The 16,891-nt window shown below is 67.9% G+C and carries 18 protein-coding genes and 4 pseudogenes; 7 read left to right on the top strand and 15 right to left on the bottom strand.

The genetic code is table 11. The features are described 5' to 3' along the window. Positions 1-354 precede the first annotated feature (354 nt). Positions 355-693 (bottom strand): hypothetical protein, encoded by a 339-nt coding sequence (locus tag AB0B58_RS25900; RefSeq protein ID WP_360228515.1) that lies wholly within the window; start codon positions 691-693, stop codon positions 355-357. A gap of 416 nt (positions 694-1,109) precedes the next feature. On the opposite strand from AB0B58_RS25900, the gene AB0B58_RS25905 reads away from it, so the two are divergent. After that, positions 1,110-1,436 carry a hypothetical protein gene (locus AB0B58_RS25905; protein WP_360228518.1) on the top strand — a complete coding sequence of 109 codons (327 nt, stop codon included), beginning with the start codon at positions 1,110-1,112 and terminating at the stop codon, positions 1,434-1,436. A 379-nt stretch (positions 1,437-1,815) separates the two neighbouring features. Here the strand turns inward: AB0B58_RS25905 and AB0B58_RS25910 are convergent, their stop codons facing one another. The 3 genes and pseudogenes from AB0B58_RS25910 to AB0B58_RS25920 form a co-directional block, all read right to left on the bottom strand. Then, positions 1,816-2,229 (bottom strand): patatin-like phospholipase family protein, encoded by a 414-nt coding sequence (locus tag AB0B58_RS25910; RefSeq protein WP_360228521.1) that lies wholly within the window; start codon positions 2,227-2,229, stop codon positions 1,816-1,818. Positions 2,230-2,238: 9 nt separating this feature from the next. Beyond that, positions 2,239-2,898 (bottom strand): hypothetical protein, encoded by a 660-nt coding sequence (locus AB0B58_RS25915; RefSeq protein ID WP_360228524.1) that lies wholly within the window; start codon positions 2,896-2,898, stop codon positions 2,239-2,241. A gap of 550 nt (positions 2,899-3,448) precedes the next feature. Further along, positions 3,449-3,751 (bottom strand): annotated as a pseudogene (locus tag AB0B58_RS25920) (DDE-type integrase/transposase/recombinase); the annotation flags it as partial. 193 nt (positions 3,752-3,944) lie between these two features. Between AB0B58_RS25920 and AB0B58_RS25925 the strand changes: the two are divergent. After that, positions 3,945-4,226: a hypothetical protein gene (locus AB0B58_RS25925; protein WP_360228527.1), complete on the top strand. Its 282-nt coding sequence runs from the start codon at positions 3,945-3,947 to the stop codon at positions 4,224-4,226. 206 nt (positions 4,227-4,432) lie between these two features. Here AB0B58_RS25925 and AB0B58_RS25930 read toward each other — a convergent pair whose 3' ends face one another. The 3 genes from AB0B58_RS25930 to AB0B58_RS25940 form a co-directional block, all read right to left on the bottom strand. Continuing rightward, on the bottom strand, positions 4,433-6,571 hold the full coding sequence (locus AB0B58_RS25930) for a fibronectin type III domain-containing protein (RefSeq protein ID WP_360228530.1): 2,139 nt from the start codon (positions 6,569-6,571) through the stop codon (positions 4,433-4,435). Between the two features lie 360 nt (positions 6,572-6,931). Further along, positions 6,932-7,153, bottom strand: coding sequence for a hypothetical protein (locus AB0B58_RS25935; RefSeq protein WP_360228533.1), 222 nt, complete (start codon positions 7,151-7,153; stop codon positions 6,932-6,934). Between the two features lie 141 nt (positions 7,154-7,294). Continuing rightward, complete coding sequence (locus AB0B58_RS25940) at positions 7,295-8,005, bottom strand: hypothetical protein (protein WP_360228536.1); 711 nt, start codon at positions 8,003-8,005, stop codon at positions 7,295-7,297. A 529-nt stretch (positions 8,006-8,534) separates the two neighbouring features. On the opposite strand from AB0B58_RS25940, the gene AB0B58_RS25945 reads away from it, so the two are divergent. Further along, positions 8,535-9,740: a cytochrome P450 gene (locus AB0B58_RS25945; protein ID WP_360228539.1), complete on the top strand. Its 1,206-nt coding sequence runs from the start codon at positions 8,535-8,537 to the stop codon at positions 9,738-9,740. Positions 9,741-10,160: 420 nt separating this feature from the next. Continuing rightward, a pseudogene (locus tag AB0B58_RS25950) lies at positions 10,161-10,340 on the top strand (transposase); the annotation flags it as partial. A gap of 60 nt (positions 10,341-10,400) precedes the next feature. Here the strand turns inward: AB0B58_RS25950 and AB0B58_RS25955 are convergent. Both AB0B58_RS25955 and AB0B58_RS25960 read right to left on the bottom strand, forming a co-directional pair. Then, positions 10,401-10,472, bottom strand: a pseudogene (locus AB0B58_RS25955) (hypothetical protein); the annotation flags it as partial. Position 10,473: 1 nt separating this feature from the next. Next, positions 10,474-10,737, bottom strand: coding sequence for an AAC(3) family N-acetyltransferase (locus AB0B58_RS25960; RefSeq protein ID WP_360228542.1), 264 nt, complete (start codon positions 10,735-10,737; stop codon positions 10,474-10,476). Here AB0B58_RS25960 and AB0B58_RS25965 point away from each other — a divergent pair. Beyond that, positions 10,659-10,841: a hypothetical protein gene (locus tag AB0B58_RS25965; protein WP_360228581.1), complete on the top strand. Its 183-nt coding sequence runs from the start codon at positions 10,659-10,661 to the stop codon at positions 10,839-10,841. The genes AB0B58_RS25960 and AB0B58_RS25965 overlap by 79 nt on opposite strands. A gap of 59 nt (positions 10,842-10,900) precedes the next feature. On the opposite strand, the gene AB0B58_RS25970 is transcribed toward AB0B58_RS25965, so the two are convergent. Together AB0B58_RS25970 and AB0B58_RS25975 are read right to left on the bottom strand one after the other, a co-directional pair. Further along, on the bottom strand, positions 10,901-11,299 hold the full coding sequence (locus tag AB0B58_RS25970; protein WP_360228545.1) for a hypothetical protein: 399 nt from the start codon (positions 11,297-11,299) through the stop codon (positions 10,901-10,903). After that, positions 11,274-11,644 (bottom strand): annotated as a pseudogene (locus AB0B58_RS25975) (DDE-type integrase/transposase/recombinase); the annotation flags it as partial. The pseudogene AB0B58_RS25975 and the gene AB0B58_RS25970, both read right to left, overlap by 26 nt. Positions 11,645-11,946: 302 nt before the next feature. Between AB0B58_RS25975 and AB0B58_RS25980 the strand changes: the two are divergent. Both AB0B58_RS25980 and AB0B58_RS25985 read left to right on the top strand, forming a co-directional pair. Further along, positions 11,947-12,504, top strand: coding sequence for a hypothetical protein (locus AB0B58_RS25980; protein ID WP_360228548.1), 558 nt, complete (start codon positions 11,947-11,949; stop codon positions 12,502-12,504). Between the two features lie 231 nt (positions 12,505-12,735). Further along, the gene (locus AB0B58_RS25985; RefSeq protein WP_360228551.1) at positions 12,736-13,608 is read left to right on the top strand and encodes a hypothetical protein; all 873 of its coding nucleotides are present in this window, start codon (positions 12,736-12,738) and stop codon (positions 13,606-13,608) included. Between the two features lie 141 nt (positions 13,609-13,749). Here the strand turns inward: AB0B58_RS25985 and AB0B58_RS25990 are convergent, their stop codons facing one another. From AB0B58_RS25990 to AB0B58_RS26005, 4 genes are all read right to left on the bottom strand, one after another. Next, on the bottom strand, positions 13,750-13,887 hold the full coding sequence (locus AB0B58_RS25990) for a hypothetical protein (protein WP_360228554.1): 138 nt from the start codon (positions 13,885-13,887) through the stop codon (positions 13,750-13,752). Positions 13,888-13,959: 72 nt separating this feature from the next. After that, the gene (locus tag AB0B58_RS25995) at positions 13,960-14,214 is read right to left on the bottom strand and encodes a hypothetical protein (RefSeq protein WP_360228557.1); all 255 of its coding nucleotides are present in this window, start codon (positions 14,212-14,214) and stop codon (positions 13,960-13,962) included. Positions 14,215-14,312: 98 nt separating this feature from the next. Further along, positions 14,313-14,696 carry a hypothetical protein gene (locus AB0B58_RS26000; RefSeq protein WP_360228560.1) on the bottom strand — a complete coding sequence of 128 codons (384 nt, stop codon included), beginning with the start codon at positions 14,694-14,696 and terminating at the stop codon, positions 14,313-14,315. A gap of 356 nt (positions 14,697-15,052) precedes the next feature. Next, positions 15,053-16,576, bottom strand: a complete 1,524-nt coding sequence (locus AB0B58_RS26005; protein ID WP_360228563.1) for a GGDEF domain-containing protein — start codon at positions 16,574-16,576, stop codon at positions 15,053-15,055. Between the last annotated feature and the right edge of the window lie 315 nt (positions 16,577-16,891).

Here is a 16,891-nt window from a genome sequence, read left to right on the forward strand (position 1 = left end):
GTACGGCGAAGCGATAACCGAGGTCATCGGGCATGCAGGTGGACGCACCTATCGCCGTAGCCACAGACGTCGCCGATCAGACCGAGGCCGCTGCACCGGCGCCCGCTGAGCCGTCGATGAGCGAGGCCAAGGCCCCCGGTCGCGCGGCGGCCGGTCCGGCACCCCGCGACGCGCAGGAGCCGAATGGCCAATCGGCGCCGGGCAGCAAGAAACCCCATACAGATCTCCCAAGAACAGCGCCGGACACCGCGCCAACATCCTCAACTGCGAGAGCATCGCCGTCGACGTCGGCCTGGTAATCAAGGCCGACGGCGGCACCTACTGGACTCAGGGCTTCGGCCGGCCTATGGGAGGTCAGACCGGGCAGCCGGAGCCCAGCCCGCCGATGTACACGGCCGCCGCCACCAGGCCGAGCAGCGCGGGGATCAAGCCTGCCGCCCAGCCGAGGAGAAGCGGACGATGCTCAGCGGTCCGCCGGTACATCGTCGCGACGACGACGGCGGTCAGGGTCAGATCCACCGCCATCGCCAGCAGCAGCGCGAGTACCGCGCCGTCGCCCGCGTCACAGCCTTCCAGCTCCGCCGCCACCATGGCGACGAAACAGAGGGCGGAGAAGAAATGGACCGCCGTGGCGATGCCGAAGGTTTGCCTGGTCACGTTGCCTGGTCGCCGATCGATCACTTGATAGCCCATTTCGTCTCCCCTGTCACTCATCCACGTTGTCACCTGCAGATCCAGTTGATCAGCGACCGCAAACGACTCGTCCCACGACCCGACTCCGGGCTCGTACTCACCGAATCGCGCGGTCTATCATGGACCCTTCCCGCCTCGGTACCCGATCCGCGCGTACTGGCTATCGGTGAAATTGCGACTGCGGTCGATGGGCAGCTCTCACTGATCCGCTTGGCTGCCAGGAAGGAACCGGCTCGCATCGACCTCACCGAGTCCTCGGCCGTGGCGTCGAGATCGTAATCAATCTTGCCGCCGGAGTACTCCTTGGCCTCCTCAGACGCGGATTCACCAGATCAGCCACCCACCCGCGCACTACCTCCGCGAGGACACAGCACCAACCCGATCGACACCTTCCTCCGCGACGAACTGGCGCCAGCTTGGCCGACAACCTGCGCCGCGTCGCCGATGCTCAGTACCGCGTAGCGCTTGCAGCCCACGACGAGACCGGCGAGATCGACAAGCTGCGCCAGAGCATGACCGAGGCCGACAACAAGATCAACCACTCCCGGGCCACCCTAGACGCCGGCGGCGACCCCGCGCTCATCGCCGACTGGATCGCGGAGACGACCGCTATCAGGAAGACCGCTCAGGCCCGGCTCGGCCTCACCGAGGCACCGCCGCAGCAGATGCCGCGATCAGCTCGACGCCATCGCGGACGCGTTCAACGACCTGCTGGGGCTGATTCGTGGCGCCGACCCGCGTGACAGGGCGGAGTTGTCCAGCCGGCTCGGCCTTCGGCTGACCTACCAGCCTGGCCGGGAAACGGTGATCGCCGAGGTTGTCACCCCGGCGATCACTCGTGTCTTTGATTGGTTTCCGAGGCCAAACACTAGGGATACGCACACAGTGATCGCAGCCAGCGAGCTGGCCCGGGCACCATGATTTTGCGTTTGGGGCCTGGCCGTCACTGGCGTGGTCCTTGGCCGCAGCGAACCAGAACCGACGGGCTGCGTCATGCGCCGTGTGAGTTGCCACCGAAAATCCACGCCGCCGTCCTGTTTCCGCTACTTCAACGACCTCATCGTCACCGAGCCCGCCGAAGCTCTCATTGCAACTTGCTCGGTGGCGCGATCGTCGTCACCGTCATGCTCCGGCCGGGATCAGCAGCCGCGCGGCCGGCCAGTCGTCGCGTCGACGCCCGAGGCGATGGCCGTGCGCCGCTCGGACTCCGGCACCGTGCGGGCCTTCAGCGCGGCCCGGCGCAGCCGCGCCCGGCCGCGGGCCCGGCCGCCGGGCCAGCACGAAGCCGAGCAGCACCCGCGTGCCGATGGCGGCGCTGCGGTTGCCGGCCGCGTCCGCCGACTCGTGCTCGTAGAGCTCGGCGACGCCGGCCCCGCCGGTCAGCTGGGCGGCCACGACCGAACCGGCTGAGGTGCCGACGAACAGGTCGGCGGTGGTGAGATCCACGCCCCGCTCGGCGAGGCCGTGCAGCAGGCCGATCTCCCAGGCGACGCCGCTGACGCCGCCACCGCCCAGCACCAGCGCGCGTTTCTCCATGGACGTCTGTCAACCTTTACCGGCCGTCCCGCGGGTGCGCCAGCGCCCGGGCTCTGGCGCCCGGGAGTTCGGGGAGATCGAGTTCTGGGAGTTCGGGAAGGTCGAGTTCTGGAATTTCGGGGAGGTCGAGCTCCGGAAGTTCGGGAAGGTCGAGCTCCGGAAGTTCGGGAAGGTCGAGCTCCGGAAGTTCGGGAAGGTCGAGCTTTGGCAGTTCGGGAAGGTCGGGTCTTGGGTGTGCGGGAAAGCCGAGCCCTCCTGGGTGAGCGGGTCGGTCGGGTCTTGGGTGTGCGGGAAAGCCGAGCCCTCCTGGGTGAGCGGGTCGGTCCGGTCTTGGGTGTGCGGGAAAGCCGAGCCCTCCTGGGTGAGCGGGACGGTCGGGTCTTGGGTGTACGGGAAAGCCGATCCCTCCTGGGTGTGCCGGACGGTCCGGCCTTGGGTGTACGGGAAAGCCGAGCCCTCCTGGGTGTGCCGGACGGTCCGGCCTTGGGTGTACGGGAAAGCCGAGCCCTCCTGGGTGTGCCGGACGGTCGGGCCTTGGGTGTACGGGAAAGCCGGGTCCTGGGAGTTCGACAAGGCCAGTGCCCGGGCGTCCGGGAAGGCCGGGTCCTGGGAGTTCGACAAGGCCGGCGCCCGGGCGTCCGGGAAGATCGGGTCCTGGGAGTTCGACAAGGCCGGCGCCCGGGCGTCCGGGAAGGCCGGCCCCCGGCCAGGTGCCGGCCTTCGCGGGCGCCGAGCGGGCCGCGGTGATTGGCGCGACGGTGGGACTCGGGCGCGTGCCGGCGGTCGTCGCGGCGATGGGGCCGGCCGCGGCGCCGGGGCGCGGGGTGGTGGACGGCGCGGGGCTCGGCGCGGATGCGGCGTCGCCCAGCCCGTCGGCACGCGAAGCGCCGGTGGTATCGCGGGCATCGATCATTCGGTCGGTTACGAGCACGCTCCACCCGAGGGTCGACAACAGCCCGAACGCACCGATCAGGACGATCCGCCTCCGGAGCCGGTAACGGCGAGAGTCCTCCGACGGGTATACCGCGCTCGGGTCGTGGTCCGGTGGCGGCGCCTCGGCGGCGCCGTCGTCGTGCACATTGCGCATGCTTCAGTCCTCTGCGGTCTTGGCAAGCGGGCCGGCCCCGCACGACGTCGCGGCGGCAGGCCCTGAGATCTCGTTGCCCATATTTATCGGACATCAGGGGGTAAAACGGTGATTTCGCCCATTTGTCACCTGCTATGACGCCCCAACAAGGCGTTGACGTGCGCCGCGCCGAACGTCGAGTTGCCGTTCATGCCGGACATGCGGCACCCTCCGGCAGCAATCTGAGCCCATTCGGCCGGCTCTCCTGGGAGTGGGCAAGTCGGCTTGTTGCAGCTCGTCGAGCACGCCGGGGTATACCGGCGCGGCGTCGGTGACCACTTCGACCGGAAGCACCTTCAACGTGCGCAGCGTGCGGGTGAAGAAGAGGCGGGCGGCTGCAGTGTCCCGCCGGGTCGAGACGAGCACGTCGATGACCTGGCCATACTGGTAGACGGCCGGTAGACGTAACGCGCTCTCGCCCGGAGCCCGGCGGTCTGCGGTTCGCGTTCTACGGCCGGATCCTGACCACTGACCATCAGGATCTCGGCTCGTCTCGGCACTGGCAACTCACTGCGGCGACGGACCTGATCGCCGAGCACGGGCGCATCGTGGCCGAGTACGTCGATGCCGGTGTGTCGCGGCGGATGGCATGGCCCTGACCGGTCCGAGGCGGCGCGCCTACTGCCGCAAGGATCACCTCATCGACTTGCTGCAGCACAACCGGGCTATCGTGCGCTCGCATCCGCGGCTGGGGGCCGCCAGCCCGGCGACGGTCGCTGACGTCCTGCGCCGCCACGGCATGATCCTGGTCGGTGACCACGACGGCTGGAGCGTCGAAACCGACGACACCAGCATCGCCCTGGCCGCCGCGCTTCTGCCCGCCGTACTACAAGCGAAAATCCCCGCCCAACGGGACGGGGATCAACAGTAATTTGCGTGTCCGAGCTCAACACAGTGGATACGCCTACGGTGACCGTGGCCGGAGAATTGGCCTGCGCACCGTAATTCTGCGGGACTGAAAGGTCTGTCTTACAGTCCCGCTCTTGGATGAAACTTGATCGAGGCGGCTTCGGTGGCACCGACTGCAAGACGGCGAAACCCCGCCCTCCGAAGGGGGCGGGGTTTCGGTGGTGCCGGTCAGGCCAGCTCGTACCCGAAGTCCAGCGTCAGGTCGTCCGGGACGTCCGAAGAGTCGGAGACCGCGTTGTACCAGACGTCGAATACCATGACCCGGCTGGTGCCGGCCGGGACGACGTTGCCGGGCTGGCCATCGGTGAAGATGGCGCGTTCGACCCAGACCCGGTCACCGTCCTGCACGTCCTGGTACCGCACCCGGAACTCCCGGGCGGTGGCGGTGTCATTGGTGACAGTCACCGCGACCTGCGTGGACCAGTAGGTGCCTTCCGGGTACTCGGTGTGCTTGATGTCGAACACGTCGGGCAGGTTGATCCGGGTACCCGGCTGCGTGCTGAACTTGACGCCGCAGGTGCTGGCGGCCTTCGTCACGGCAAGCGTGCAGGTGGAGTCGTACGACACCGCCGCGTCTTCCCGGCCCACCAGGTCGACGTTGACGCTGATCGTCGCGGTGCTGGCGTTGCCGGCCTTGTCGACAGCGGTGCCGGTGACCTTCTGACCGGCGCCGTTGGTCGTCACCTTGACGTCGGCGGGGCAGGTGGCAAGGCCGGAGCCCGTGTCGGTGCAGGTGAAGTGGACGGTCGGCGCGGTGGTGTACCAGCCGTCGGCGTTCGCGTCGCCGCCGATCACCGAGGCCTTGATCACCGGCAGGGTGCGGTCAAGGTTGATGATCACGCTGTCGGTGGCGGAGTTGCCCGCCTTGTCCCACGCGGTGCCGGTGATCTTCTGGTTGACGCCGTCCGAGGTGACGGTGGTATCGGTGGGGCAGACGTTGACGGTGTTGTAGCCCGAGACGGTGTCGGTGCAGGTGTAGTGGATCGACGGGGCGGCGGTGTACCAGCCCTCGGCGCTCTTGGTGCCGGTGACCTTGGCGGTGACCGTCGGCGGCGTCTGGTCGATGCTCAGCGCCTGCGTGATGGTGGCGGTGTTGCCCGCCTTGTCCACCGCGGTGCCGGAGAACTTCAGGCCGTAGCCGTCCTTGTCGGCGACCACGTCGGCCGGACAGGTCGCGATCGCGCTGTCACTGTCGGCGCAGTTGAAGTGGATCGTGACGGCCGAGCGGAACCAGCCGTTCTTCGACGCCTGCGACAGCGTCGTGGTGATCGTCGGCGGCGTCCGGTCCGAGCCGGTGGTCACCGTCGTCGTGGTCGTCGACGAGTCGGTGCCGGGCTCGCCCGGGGTGCCGGGCGCGGCCGACGGGTCGGCCGGCGCGGGTGCGCTCGACGCGGGGGTGCTCGGCGTGGCGCCCGGGGCCGGCACGCTGGTCGGCGGGGTCACCGGAGCGGGCGTCGAGGAGGGCTTCCAGACCGGCACGGAGCCGCTGACCGCGTTGCTGCCGCCGTTGGCGTTGTACGCCTTGACCTCGATCATCCACGACTTGGCGGCGTCGAGGTTCAGCGTGGCCTTGGTGGCCGTCGCGTCGACCTTCAGGGAGCTGGTGATCTTGTCCTGGCCGTAGCTGATCAGGTAGTAGGCGGGCGTGGGGCCGTTGGTGGCCGGCTTCCACAGCACCTCGACGGTGCTCGCAGCGTCGGCGCGGCGCTGCACCACCAGGTCGGTGACCTCGGCCGGACGGAACCGGTCGATTGTCGACTTCGCCGGCGTGCACTGCCCGTACGCGTTCACCGTGCTCACGGCAATGTTGTACGCCCGAGCCGGGTCAACGCCCTTGTAACGGAACGTGGTGTCCGTGATGGTCTCGTCGGCGATCACGCCGCCGTCCGAGACGCGGGAGAACACGACGTGGTAGCCGGTCAGCGGGGACTCGCCGGCCCACGACGGGGCCTTCCACGACTCCCAGGCGGTGGTGCCGTCGTCCTCGCGGCCGTTGGTCACACCCGAGATGTAGGTCGGAGCGAGGGACTTCACGGTCCAGTAGGTGGTGCTGGAGGTGTTGCCGTCGGCGTCCGCGGCACCCACCCGGATCTTGTACGAGCTGCACGCGTCGGGCGCGTCGAGCGTGTAGCTGAGCGCGGACGACGGCACGTTGATCACCGACTCGACGTTGCCGGCGATGCTCTCGACGACGTAGTGGTCGGCGCCGGTGACCGGCTTCCACGACACGTTGATCTTGCGTACGTCGTCGGTCGCGCGGCCGACCGTAAAGCTCTTCGGGGCCGCCGGCGCGGCTGCGTGAGCCACTCCCGGCATGCCGACAGCGATCACCGCCCCCGCCAGCAATCCACAGCTCACGCCGGTGAGCATCCGCCTCGCGCCCATCAATTCCTCATCTCGGTTGGTTCCCGTACGGCATGTTGATCGGCGGCGAACCTCAAGTTGAGCTCAAGCGCACCTCCTATCGTGATCAATGAAGACGTCACAGGGCGCGCGGCGACGTACACCCGGGCCGGCTTGCCAGGCGGCACAGGATCGCGCGCGTTATCCAGCAGATTCACCAGCTGCCGCCGCAGCGTGTCGAAGTCGCTGCGGCGGCTGTCGGCGCCGGGACCGCCGATGCTCGGCGATAGCGCTCCGGACCCCGGACCCGGACGCCGCTCGATCTCAGTGCGGGAAGTGGCCCGGAAGACACGGCCGAGGGGTGGCGTCGACGAGGCCGCCGAGAAAGCCCGAGGCGATGAGTTCGACGGGTGGGGCTGCGCGGTCTGGTATTTCGAGGTTGGCGATGACGGCTGGCCCGCCCGCCAGGTCGAGGTCTACGACGCGGGCCGGGTTCTCCGCTATGGCCGTGGACACGATGACGACCGCTACGGAGGCCTCGGTCAAGCAAGCCTCTGTGACTTGGACGAGGACTGGCGTGCCTTCGAAATCACGGGGGCGGAGTTCGAGCGGGTCTGGCACCAGGACGCGAGTAGGAACCCTGCCGATCAACACGGCGTGGCATGTGACGCTGGCTTGTTGGACCAGTCAGGAACTCGCGCCAGGCCCGAGCCTCAGTCGCAAGGGTTCCGGGCCGTCCGTGTGCAGCAGGCCAATCTGCTCTGCGCTGGTGAGCGCATCACGGACCTCCGCTTCGCTGACCAGGAGGCGTTTTGCCAGGTCGGAGGTCGGGGTTTCCAGCGGCAGCTGGGGTGTCCATCGCAGTACTGCTTCGATGTCCTGGATGAGACGGGAACCCATGACAGCCTCGGTGCGGGCGAGCCAGACGGGAGCCCATATCGCCGTGTCAGGCCAGAATTGCAGCAACCAGTGATAGCGCGATCCTGGACGGTCCTCGGCGTCTTCTCGTCGGCGGGCGATCCGGACGCGAAACCATTCAGCGTCGCCGAGCTCGAGGTCGACCTGAGCGCCGGGCCCGCAGGTCACCCAGGCTAGAGATATCGTGCCGGAGCTTGACCGGTACGGGGTCTCGAGCACCTCGTCGAACTTCGCATGGCTGGTGGACGGCGGTTCGGCGTGCAGTTCGAGGCGAACAAGATGATCGTCCAGGTCGGGGGCATCGGCGTAGATCCAGCCGGCGCCCGACCCAGCGAACGTGCCGTTCGGCGTGTCGCCCCGGTCGCGGTAGTGCGGTATTTCGGGCTCCTCGTCGGGCCACGCGACGTTCGGGTCTTTGAGGACGAGGAGGCTGTACTCCGGCCGGTAGTCATCGGCTTCGAACATCCGGACGACGCCCATTCGCATCAAGCTACAGAAGGTCACTCTACGACCCGAGGACCGGCCGGTGACCGACGCACCCGCATCGGCTGCTCGGGCGCCGGCTACAGTAACCAAACGCCTACACGCCATCGAGGACCAGGTTGCGCCGGACGACGGCCGCTCTGTAGGACAGCAGCAGGAAGACGGCGATGGTGGCGATCCTCAGCCACGGCACATCGGTGATGCGCCGGTCGACGGCGATGGAAATCGCTCAGTCCCAGGTTCGGTCTGGTGATCAGGCATAGGAACGCGGTGATGGCGCGTTCGGCGGTGGCGTACTGCGACCACAGACCAACCGCGCCGATCCGTGCCGGTCAGTGCTTTGAACCACAGCGTCGAGGCCTGTCCCGGTGGTCGGCCGGACGCGCGGGGTCGGTCATCCGAGCCGGGTAGCCGGTGAGGTGGTGAGAGCGAAATAGGTCACTGCATGTGTCGCCGAGATACCTCTGCGGATACGGTGACGAGAGCGCAGATCCATATCTGTCGATCTATTTCATGAGGAGTGCGGATGACGACGACCCCGACTGTGGATTTGCCGTTCCTCGACATCACCGCCCCGGACTTCCGTTTCGACTCTCCGGCGGTCGCCGCCGCACGCGAAGCGAACTGGTGCGCGATGACACCCATGGGCCTCATCGTGCTGCGGTACGCCGAGATGCATCAACTGCTGCGCGACCCACGGCTGGCGCAGAACGGCGAAAGCTACCTCGATCTGATGGGCATCTCGGACGGACCGCTGTTCGACTGGTTCGTGCCGATGATCCTGCACCGACGCGGAGCGGATCACCTACAGCTGCGGCGGCTGGTCAGCAAGGCATTCGCACCGCGCATGATCGAAGGCCTGCGGCCCTTCATGCGTGAGGTCGCGACCGAGCTGACCGGCGCGCTCGCGGATCGCGACGAGTGTGAGTTCATGGCGGATTTCGCCGATCCGATGCCGGTGCGTGTGATGTCCGCGCTGCTCGGTGTCCCGGCAGCGGATTACGACTTGTTCCGGCGCTGGTCGACCGATGTCGGGCTGGTGTTCAGCTTCAACCTGCCACAGGTGCGTACCCGGGTGGAGGAGGCGGTCGTCGGGCTGCACGCGTATGTGGACTCGCTGATCGAGCAGCGTCGCGTCGATCCGCGGGAGGACCTGCTGTCGGCGCTCATCGCCGCCGAGGAGAGCGGGGAGCGCCTGAGCACGGCGGATCTGCGCAACCTCGCGGTGACTCTCGTGTTCGCCGGGCACGACACCACACGCAACCAGCTCGGCCTTGCCCTGGCGACGTTCGCCGCACATCCCGACCAGTGGCGGCTGCTCGGTACGCGTTCGGAGCTCGTGCCGCAGGCGGTGGAGGAGGTCATGCGCTGGGCACCGTCGGTGCCGACCAACTTCCGATTCGCGGTCGAGGACCTCGACCTGCAGGGTGTCCACATCCCCACGGGGACCTTCGTCATGCTCGGGACGCAGGCGGCCAGCCGCGACCCTCGAGTCCTCAGTGACGGCGACCGTTTCGACATCACGTTCCCTCGCGAGACGCCGCACCTGACCTTCGGCGGTGGCCCGCATTTCTGCGTCGGGGCCGCGACCGCGCGCGCCGAAATCGCGGAGTCACTCATCGCGCTCACTGGCCGGCTGGGGCCACCGTCGATCACCGGTCCCGTGCCGTGGCGGCCGCCCACCGCACTCTACGGGCCCGAGAGCCTGCCGCTGCGGTTCGAGCGCCGCTGACCACGATCGCCTCAGCGACCTTCTCCACGAACGATCGTGCCGCTTGACCAGCTGTCACAGTTCCGGACCCGGCTGGTTACCCACGACCTGCACAGGGCACCGCGTTCGAGGTCCACGACGGACGATCCAGCTCCGCCGCGGAGAAGGACGCCTTGGATTCAGGCGATCAACGCAACGCTGCTCGATGCCCTCGTCGGGGCTCTGTTGCGTTAAGACCTTGGTAAATGAGGGGTTCCGGCGGCGCGCGCTGGGCAGAAGATCGACGGCCATGTCTGTGTTCGGCGTGGTGGCGTGACATGAGGAAGGGCCTTCGGATACGAGCGAGGTGACGAAACCAGCACGACCGAAGGCCCAACCCTGTCTGTATACCTTGTCGCCGGCGTCGCCGCAGCTGCCACCCCGGCCACCCTCGCCGATCACCTGCCCACCACCCGAGCCCGCCACTACCCGTCGGACACCAGCGACGCCGAATGGCAGGTCCTCGCCCCGCACGTACCCGCCGGGACCGGACGCGGACGGCCGATCATCTACCCGCGCCGCGACATCGTCGACGCGATCCGCTACCTCGACCGGACCGGCTGCCAGTGGAACGCCCTGCCCGGCCGCGAAGTCAACCAGCTGTCGCTGGTTCATGAGTCGGGCCGCGGCGTTGCCGATTCGTCCGACGGTTACCGCCCCGGTGGCTTCGAAGTCGGCGCCAAGTTCGGCGAAGTCGCTCGCGTCCCCATCCACATCAACCCAGGTGACCCCAGCGGCCGGCGCCGTCGGCCTGTCGGATCGAGGAACTAGTAGTGGTGCGGGGCGCAGCAGGCTGGCGCCGCTCAGCGAGGTGCAACGAGGTGTTGGCCCCGTGTCCGCACCCCAACAGCAGCACCTTGCCGTTGAGCCGGCGCGGCCGCCGCCGCCGGGCAGCGGCTGGTGCTGGTCGTGGACGGACTGGACGAGGCGGAAACCTTCGAAGGAGATCTGCCGCTCGGGCTGCCCACCCGGCTGCCACGCGGCGTGATCATGGTGGTCACCTGCCGCACCGGGAGCCGGCTGCTCGGGATGCGGCTGCCCTGGGAGATAACCACCTCGACTTGGCCGACGAACGCAACCTAGCCGACATGCGGCTGTTCCTGCAGCGCACCGCAGCGAAGGTCGCCGAGATCGTCGCCTGCCTAGCCGACGCGGGAATACCCGGCGACGAGTTCGTGGCCCAGCTTGTCGACCGGTGCGGCGGCGTCTGGGTGTACCTGCGCTACATCCTGGACGCGCTGCGGTTGGGTTTGCGCTCTCCGCTGGCTCTGGAGGAGCTGCCGTCCGATCTGGTTGGCTACACAGAGGCGCTGTGGCCGTCCGACGACGGCGACCAGGCCCGTACGCGGCTGCTCGTCACGCTCGCGGCGGTGACCGAGCCGCTGCCGGTCGCCGTGCTCGCCGAGTTGGCCGGCCTGCCGGACGCGGTCGAGGTTGAGCGGCTCTGTGCCGAGCAGCTGCGACCGTTCCTCACCTGCAACGTGGACGTCGCGGCGTCCGCCGGTATGGCATCTATCACAACGGTGGGCGAGCGTCGACACCGAGTTCGTAGTGGCCGCGGCGCAGGTTCTGCAGGAAGGCGTGCCCGGCGATCACCGCCTGTGCGGTCCGTCGGTTTGCAGTCCGCGCATCGGTCTCAGCCTGCGTTTGAGCTGACCGTGATCGGCTTCTATCCGGTTGTTCGCATACTGCTCGACGTGATGCCACGCCCCCGGCACCAGTCCGTCGAGCACGGCCGGGTAGACCGGCGCGGCGTCGGTAACCACCTCACCCGGGACCACCTTCAGCATCCGCAGCGCGCGGGCGAAGAACCGACGAGCGGCTGCGGCGTCCCGGCGGGGCGAGAGCAACACGTCGATGACCTGGCCGTGATCATCGACGGCCCTCGGCCGGGAACCGGAACCCGGCGAAGGCGGACGCGACAGGCGACCAGACAGGAGACCGGGCTGCATACTCCACCGTTCAAGCCTGCCTTGATCTTCCGATCAGCGAATGCAACGGAGCCCCATCAAGTGAGCCGCACTGGCAGCTACGACGGGTGATCGCCGGGTCGCAGGGGGGTGAATATGTCATTTGCGCTATCCCCGATCTCAGGTCGCCAGCCCTAGGGTCCTGCCAGCGCCGACCCGTCGGCGTGCGGGGATAGACAACTCCGCGAGGTTGACTGTGCACAAATCGGAGATGGACTGTGAAATACGGCAAGCTCACCGCTCTCAGCGCCCTCTTGACGGCCACGCTGGTCGTGACCGGCTGCGGATCGGCGGACGGCACCGGGACGGAATCCGGCTCGGCCGATGCTGCCGACGCGGCCGCCGTGAGGGAGGGAGAAACGGGCGGCGCATGCGAGCTCCTGACGGCCGCCGACCTAGTGGAGGTGGAGGCGAAGGACACCTACGGCAAGGGCTACCACACAGAACTGTTCCTTGACGATCAGGCCTGCTGGTTCAAGCCGTACGGTGGCCAGTCCTGGCTGGAGTTGAGGGTCACGAGTGACGGCCGGCCCGGATCCACACAATTCGATGAGCTCCGAGAGGAAGCCTCAGATCACAAGCCGCTGAGCGGGGTCGGCGACGGCGCGATCTCGGACACCTCTCAAGAAATGGAGACCATTGTGGTGTTCTACAAAGGTGACAAGGTAGGCAAGATAACGAGGAACTACATGGGTGGTGCGCCCGACGCGCAGAAGCGTGAGGCCGACATCGTCCTCACGGCGGACCTCGCCAAAAGGGTGATCGCTCGCCTTTGAGCGGCCGCGCGGAAGTGCTCGCAGCCGTGTTGGCCGGCGACCCGCCCCGCCACCGGCAGCGGCGCCGCCCGCATCAGATAGTCATGCGCCACACAATGGTAACGCCAAGTAGTCGGCGGCTGTCCTCGATCCTGCTCGTCGCCGACGGGTCGTACCTGCGCTGAAACTCGGAAACAGCGAGCCACCGGTGTCACCGCCCGGTGGCTTGTCGCGGACCTGTGGTCGACCGGGTTGCGCGTGATGGTCAGGATGATGCCCGGAGAAATCCGCTACCCCTCGGGAGATGAGATGGCGAAGAAGCCTGGTGACCGGCTCGAAGCGGCGATGGCCAGGCGTCGGTTCTGGCGAGCGTACGCCTTCGACGATGCGGACGGATTCAACTTCGAACGGGCGGGTGGGCGTATTGACGAGAAGCTCAAGGGGGGCGTGCGAATCTTCATGCCGGTCGCCGGTCCGTACCGTCTGCGGCTGGATGCGTCGTTCGACGTGGCCCTGCACGAGTTGAACCTGTATGTCGCCGCCGAATACGACGACGTCGACGAGGAAGTGGACGACGCCGACGGCGAAGTGGACGAGGTCGAGGGCGCGGAGAAGGACACCGACGACTGGGAGGACTGGACCGGCTACGCGTACGAGATCGGCCACTGGGACCAGGCCCGGTGGCACCCGTGGTGCCTGCGCTGGGAGGAGGCGCAGGCCGTGGTGGCGTACATGCGTGCCAACCCGTCGACCTACGAGCCGAACGAGGATTCCGACAACGAGTGCACGGTTTCGCCGGACATGGCGATGCTGCTGCTGAGCCGGTTCGTCGGCCATGAACCCGGCGACACCGAGGGCCTGGAGGCGCACCGCGCCCAGGTGGCGGGGCAGTTCGTCCGGATGGGCGTGTTCGACCCGGCGCAGGCGCGGCGGATCGCCGAGAACATGGTCATTCCGCCGCCGGAAGACGACTTCACCTGGACCTGCTCCGACACCCACGGCTGGATGTTCGGCGGCGCCTATAGCTGCTACTCCAACCGCAACACCGACCACAGTCGCTTCCCGTTCGAGCACTTCGCCCGATTTCGGGTAATGCTCGGGCTCGACGCAAAGCCCCGCGGCTGAGCGCCGCGCAAGCGCGTGCCAACGGCTCCGGAACAGGGCGGCGTTCGACCATCTGGAAGCCGTCGCCGCGACCAGCTCAGCGCGTGGGCTCGGCGCTGGCCAGGGCACACGACCAAGCGCACCTACCGACGGTGACCTGCTCTAGGTGAAGGCCGTCGGTCGACGCGGGCAGCTCCCGGTACGGCAATCCGTGAGCACCTCCGGGACGAGCAGGTCGACGGGGACGCTGCGCTGCAGCCCGTCGACCTGCGTGGTGGCGAGCCAGCTTCCCGGTTCCACGCCGGCGCCTTGGGTTCAGCACCGGGCTGGACGGCGTCGTCGGGCGGCGGCCCCTCACCCACCGCCCGACGATCATGGCTCCCGGATCACCGGCTCGCAGAAGAAGAGCAGATCGTCGGAGTCTGCTTCGCAGGTGTTTCCGGTATCCCCGATGAAGCCACCGTCGACGTAGTCCCGGTTGCCCACGCCGTCGACGGAGCGCAGGGTGTCCTGGCCTTTCCCGCCGATAAGGGTGTCGCTGCCGGAACCGGCGTCGATGATATCCCTACCGTCCTCGCCGGTGATCAGGTTGGCGCCGCTGTCACCGGTCAGGACGTCGTCGCTCATCGATCTCGCGAATGGTGGTGGCGCGCGGTGACTCCTTGGCCTCGACTGCACCGCCCGGATTTCGCATGTGGGCTCGTAGACGGGCTCGATGAGCAGGATTACACCGGCGGTCGGTGAAGACGGTCGGAGCCGGTGAGGCCTGCCCGCTGCAGATTCTGCCGGATCAGCGATAGAATGGCAGGCTTTCCCATCGCCTCCATCACCGCGATTAGCGTCGCGGTCGCGGCGGACGGTTGCTCGCCGAATGCCTCGGGGTGCAGGATCGCCAGACGCTGGTATTCGATTGCCGATTCCATTGCCGCATCACGGGCGGCTGACAGGTCACGGCGGCAGCGTACGCACACCATGGCGTAACTGCGCAGGCTATGCGCGAGGTCTGCTCGATGAGCTGCGGGACTGGCCCCCGCCAGCGCGCGCCAGATCGCGACGGCCTCGCGTGCAGCTGCCACGGCCTCGCGGCCCGGCGCTGTCTCGGACAGCACCGTGCCGAGGTTGGTCAGGGCTTCCTCCCGGGGTCACGATGCCACCGGCCTGCCGACCCGGTCAGGGCCGCAGTTCCCCGCACCGCGGGACCTTCGCCCGTACCGCCCGGACCCGCCGGGACTTCCGCCCCCGACAGGAACCACGCCGCGGAGTGCTCGTGTAGGCGACGGGTGACTCAGGGCGCCGACAAGCAGTCGAGGGCCGAGACATTGAAGACCTGTCGACCAGAGGTGCCCGGCGAGGCGATCTCGATCCGGCGACCGGCAGTTGCTGGCGCGGTCAGTGGCACGGCCACCTTGAAAATACCGTCGCGGTAGGTGGCCTCGATGGTGAACGAGCCCGGCGATTCGGCCCGCTAGCCCAGACCCGCGGCGGCTGTGCCACGTTGTACGGACCCGCAGCGGCTGCGCTTGTTTCCATACATGGCCAGGTCGGCACGGTGCAGGAGTTCTTCGGCGTGGCCTGTGCCTTCGGCGCAGCCGATGCTCGCGGAAAGCGGAACGTCGTTGCCGTCGATCTGAACCGTGCCGTTGAGGGCGGCTGTCAGGTCGGGTAAGCGGTGGCCTGCGTAGCCGGGCATGAGGACGGCGAACTCGTCGCCGCCGAGGCGGGCCGCAGTATCGCCCGTACGCATGCTGGAGCGCAGCCGGGCGCCGACCTCGATGAGCAGCCGGTCGCCGGCGGCGTGCCCGTAGGTGTCGTTGACGGGTTTGAAGTCGTTGAGGTCGATGAGGAAAACGGTGACCGGCCCGTCTGTGAGCAACGCGGTCAGGCGTTGCATGAGGCGGGCTCGATTCGGTAAGCCCGTCAAGTCGTCGCGGAAGGCCTGTTCAGTCAGCTGCGCGGTGAGCTGCTCACGCTCGCGGAGCAGTTCGGCGATGTGCTGGAATGCGGCGAGCTGACGGAAGATCACCAGGGTGGTCGTGACGCCGCAGCCCGCGCAGATCAACCAGGTGCGCCAGGTAGGCCCCTGTGTCATGAGCAGGGCTGTGGTCAGCGCCCAAGTGATGGCCATCGCGGCGTAGGGAAGTGCGCTGTAGGGCCGCCGGGACCCCCGATCGACCCGAGATGGCGAATGCGGCTGGCATACCTGCGTGCGTAGACCGATGGCGAGTAAGGCGCTGCCGGTGAGACTTCCGGCCAGCAGCCAGCCGCTGAAGCGTGGCGACTGATACACGGAATCGGGAACTGCTCGCAGGACTGCCTGCAGCACAGCGGCGGCGCTCAGGATTCCCGCAGCGGTGCGGGTGAACGGCGAATGACCGCTCACCACGAGCCGGACGAACGCGAAAACGACAAGAAGGAACAGGCCGGGCTGTAGCAGCATGGCGATGGCTAGATGACGCGCCCAATGCAGGCTGGGCTCTCCTGGTGGGACCTCGAAGACCCACACCCCGACCGTCGTGGCGCCGGCCATGACCGTGGCGACGTCGAGCCGAAGGCGGGCGCGCGCGCCCGACGTGATTTTCAGCGGAGATCGCAGCAGTCCGACGACAAGCAGAAGTATGGAAATGCCGACCGTGGCCTGCTGGACCTCGATCGCCGCCACCGCGAAACCCGGTCCCTCGTGCTGCATCACGCCGGCGACCCGCACCAGATCACCGGCCGCCAGGACAGCCCCCGCGGCGGTAATGCATATGAAAAGCCGCCGCGGCCCACCACCCTGCCGGTTTGGCGCTGCCAGCTGCCAAGCAACTGCGGCAAAGGCGGCATGCGCGATCGCCATCAGCAACCAGAAGGCAACCAAGCGCACCGGACCACCCGCCGTGGTGAGGCCGAAACCCACGATGGCCACCGCGCTCAAGGCGGCGAAGGCGGCGACGACGGGATCGCGGTGAATCGCGGCAGAACGAGCGGGATGCGACTCCTCACGCGCCACCGACGCCTCCTTCGCACCGCACTAGACAGCCTGGCTTGTGACACCCATCGGCCGCGATGTCAGAAACGTGAGGAAGTAGTTGAGGGCGGTGCGAGGATCCACGCCGCTGCCGTCACACTCGCCGCCGTCGCCAGTGGCCTCCTCCGCCCCAGGCTCGCCCAGTTCAGCATCGACCGTCGCGGGTTCGGCCGGGAGCACGTTCAGATGTCCCTGCCGGCGCCCGACCGGCCCGCTGAGGTCGGGACCTTGGTCCCGAGATGATCGGGCACTTGAGCTCAGGCGTGCCCTGGGCCGCTCCGGCAGAGTCGAAGGCAC

Origin of the sequence: Actinoplanes sp. NPDC049118 (assembly GCF_040648555.1) — a bacterium.
In the GTDB taxonomy this organism is placed as follows: Bacteria; Actinomycetota; Actinomycetes; order Mycobacteriales; family Micromonosporaceae; genus Actinoplanes.

Bases quoted from the DNA above. Each gene is read 5' to 3' on its own strand.
- AB0B58_RS25900 (WP_360228515.1), bottom strand. From the start codon at position 693: ATGGGCTATCAAGTGATCGATCGGCGACCAGGCAACGTGACCAGGCAA.
- AB0B58_RS25910 (WP_360228521.1), bottom strand. From the start codon at position 2,229: ATGGAGAAACGCGCGCTGGTGCTGGGCGGTGGCGGCGTCAGCGGCGTC.
- AB0B58_RS25925 (WP_360228527.1), top strand. From the start codon at position 3,945: ATGGCCCTGACCGGTCCGAGGCGGCGCGCCTACTGCCGCAAGGATCAC.
- AB0B58_RS25940 (WP_360228536.1), bottom strand. From the start codon at position 8,005: ATGGGCGTCGTCCGGATGTTCGAAGCCGATGACTACCGGCCGGAGTAC.
- AB0B58_RS25945 (WP_360228539.1), top strand. From the start codon at position 8,535: ATGACGACGACCCCGACTGTGGATTTGCCGTTCCTCGACATCACCGCC.
- AB0B58_RS25995 (WP_360228557.1), bottom strand. From the start codon at position 14,214: ATGAGCGACGACGTCCTGACCGGTGACAGCGGCGCCAACCTGATCACC.